Source organism: Dethiosulfatibacter sp., from assembly GCF_983023055.1.
This window is the reverse complement of record NZ_CEZJXU010000397.1, coordinates 1-2449: the sequence shown is the minus strand read 5'-3', so window position 1 is coordinate 2449 and position 2449 is coordinate 1. Positions and strand designations below refer to the sequence as shown.

The following is a 2449-nucleotide window of genomic DNA, read 5'->3' as shown; positions in this document are numbered from 1 at the left end:
GAGCTTACTCCAGGAACAACTTCGAATTCGATGTCGTGCTTTTCAAGCTCGTCCATCTGCTCCTTGATGGCTCCATATATTGAAGGATCTCCTGTATGGATTCTTGCTACAGTTTTTCCTTCTTCAACTGCCTTTATTGTTACCTCAAGTACCTCATCAAGATTCATTGACGCACTATTATAGATTTCATCACTTTTCTTGTTGAAATCAAGTATTTCCTTGTTCACGAGTGATCCTGCATAGATAAGCACGTCAGCTTTTTCTATGAGTTTCGCTCCTCTAATTGTTATCAAATCTGTGGCACCCGGTCCGGCGCCTATGAAATATACCTGGCTCATAATAATTCTCCTGTTTTTTTATGTCTTGTGTTTTTCGTTTTATAAAGTTTTCTTGTCTCCCGATATTATAAATATGGGATTGTTTGCAATCATCATTGTTAGGTTTGCAATGTTTTTTCCTTTTGAAATATTCACCTGGGTTACATCAATATTTTCATAGTTGTATTCCTTAAGCATTGATGTCATTTTATAAAGGTTTTCTATGGTCAATGTGTTGGCTACAACGGTTCCACCTTCTGAAAGATGACTTCCCATCCACTGGAATATTTCCTCCATGTTGCCTCCGCTACCGCCTATGAAGATTCTGTCGAATTTCTCATCTGGAAGGTCTTCACATGCCCTGCCACACATTGGTCTAATATTTTCCAATCCGAACTTTTCAATGTTCTTTTTAATAAGTTCAAAAGAATCAAAATTTCTCTCGATTACTGTAACTTGTATTTCCGGAGAAAGACTTGCAAACTCTATTGATGTCGAACCCGTTCCTCCGCCTATGTCCAGTACCTTTGAGTCCTTTTCAAGGTTGAGCTTCGAACAGGTGATTACCCTTACTTCTTTCTTCGTCATTGGTGCATTTTCTCTTATGAAGTCTCCATCATCTATTCCCGGCACTATTTTCCTATTCATTTGATATCACCACCGCATTTATATTGTCAGTTTCAAATTCAAGACATTCTTCCATGGTCATTCTACTTATCTTTTCATCCCCATAGGTCAGCTTTTCCCCAACATAAATGTATTTAAAGTCCATATTTCTTTTTATTATCTCTTCTGCAATCATTTTTGGATTCCAATTCTTGTCTGTAAGGATTCCTATGTTGTCAAAATCCATGGCTCTTTCCCAGAAATCTTCCTCTCTGCCATGAAGGCTTGTAAGGAGTGTCCTTTCGTAGCTAATTCCTATTCTTGAAAATAAATACTGAAGTGAGCTTATTCCAGGAACTATGTTGAGATTCTTTACTTCTATATTTTTCTTTATATATGTTGTCAAGCTGTAGAAGGATGAATCCCCTGAAACCAGTATGGATATCCTTTCCCTTCCAAGATTTTTCCTAAGATATTCAACGACCTGTGGATAGTTTGAATACAGAACTATTGATTTTTGACCGTCACTGCAGTAATCGTCTATATATCTTTCCGACCCTATAAGTATGTCTGATTTCTCAATTATTTCCCGGGAAATAGGCAACACATATTCACTGCTTCCGGGACCCATTCCAAGTATGTTAATCCTTTCCAATTTCAAGCTCCTTTATAAGTTTATGGGCATTTTTACTTTTGCCCAAGAAACCATATTCATTGGTGAAAATTACTGTTTCCACATTTACATCTCCAAAGACTCTGGCTCTGCATTTCTCCGCAGCCCTTTCACAGATCATTTCATAGACCTCATGTCTTTTATCCTCTATATATCCTATTGCCTCATCTGTAGTTATGGAGGAAAGTATATTCTCAAGGACATCCCTTTCATAACCGCAGATTCCTGCAAAGGCAGCAATAGTTTCAAGCCTTCCGTCACCGTATTTGCTGTGGGTCTGGTAAACACCTGCTGCAATCTTTGTCATTTTTCCTGCATGTCCTACGAAGAGTATGTTCTCCACACCGTATTCCAGGCTTTTATCCAGCATGTATCCTATGAAGTTACTAGTCCTCACTGCCTTTTTCTCATCAAGATTGTTTTTCTTTATATAATCAAGTCCGTAATTTCCTGGAGTAAAGATTATTGTCTTATTGTTTTCCTTCACCATCATGTTTATCTCAATAGCATAGGATTCTTTAAGAGCCTCTTCCGACATGGGTTCCACAATTCCAGTGGTTCCTATTATGGAAATTCCTCCAATAATTCCAAGCCTTGGATTGAATGTTTTTCTCGCCAGCTCTTCACCCTTTGGAATCCATAGAGTAATCTTTGCACTTTTTCCATCCGGAAGAACCTTAGCTGCTTCTTCCCTTATCATCTTCATTGGAACAGGGTTGATGGCAGGATTTCCCGGAGCCACTGAAAGTCCTTTTTTAGTGACTTTCCCTATTCCTATTCCCGTTTCAATAGTAATTCCATCTTCTGTCATTCCATCCTTGTACCACTCTGCTTTTGCATAGAGTTCTATTCC

Annotated in this window: 4 protein-coding genes; all 4 read right to left on the bottom strand. The window is 38.4% G+C overall.

Going from position 1 to position 2449, the window contains the following annotated elements; translation table 11 throughout:
• Window positions 1-338 (bottom strand): SAM-dependent methyltransferase (locus tag AC3AX0_RS11565; protein ID WP_487550436.1); only part of this gene is annotated, 338 nt, incomplete at its 3' end.
• Between the two features lie 39 nt (window positions 339-377).
• Window positions 378-965 carry a precorrin-6Y C5,15-methyltransferase (decarboxylating) subunit CbiT gene (cbiT, locus tag AC3AX0_RS11560; RefSeq protein ID WP_487550435.1) on the bottom strand — a complete coding sequence of 196 codons (588 nt, stop codon included), beginning with the start codon at window positions 963-965 and terminating at the stop codon, window positions 378-380.
• Window positions 958-1578: a precorrin-6y C5,15-methyltransferase (decarboxylating) subunit CbiE gene (gene cbiE, locus AC3AX0_RS11555; protein WP_487550434.1), complete on the bottom strand. Its 621-nt coding sequence runs from the start codon at window positions 1576-1578 to the stop codon at window positions 958-960. The genes cbiT and cbiE overlap by 8 nt, the downstream gene beginning before the upstream one ends.
• On the bottom strand, window positions 1565-2449 hold an 885-nt coding region (cbiD, locus tag AC3AX0_RS11550), incomplete at its 5' end, for a cobalt-precorrin-5B (C(1))-methyltransferase CbiD (RefSeq protein ID WP_487550433.1). The genes cbiE and cbiD, both read right to left, overlap by 14 nt.

Excerpts from the sequence above, each read along its gene's own strand:
- cbiT (WP_487550435.1), bottom strand. The coding sequence starts at position 965 with ATGAATAGGAAAATAGTGCCGGGAATAGATGATGGAGACTTCATAAGA.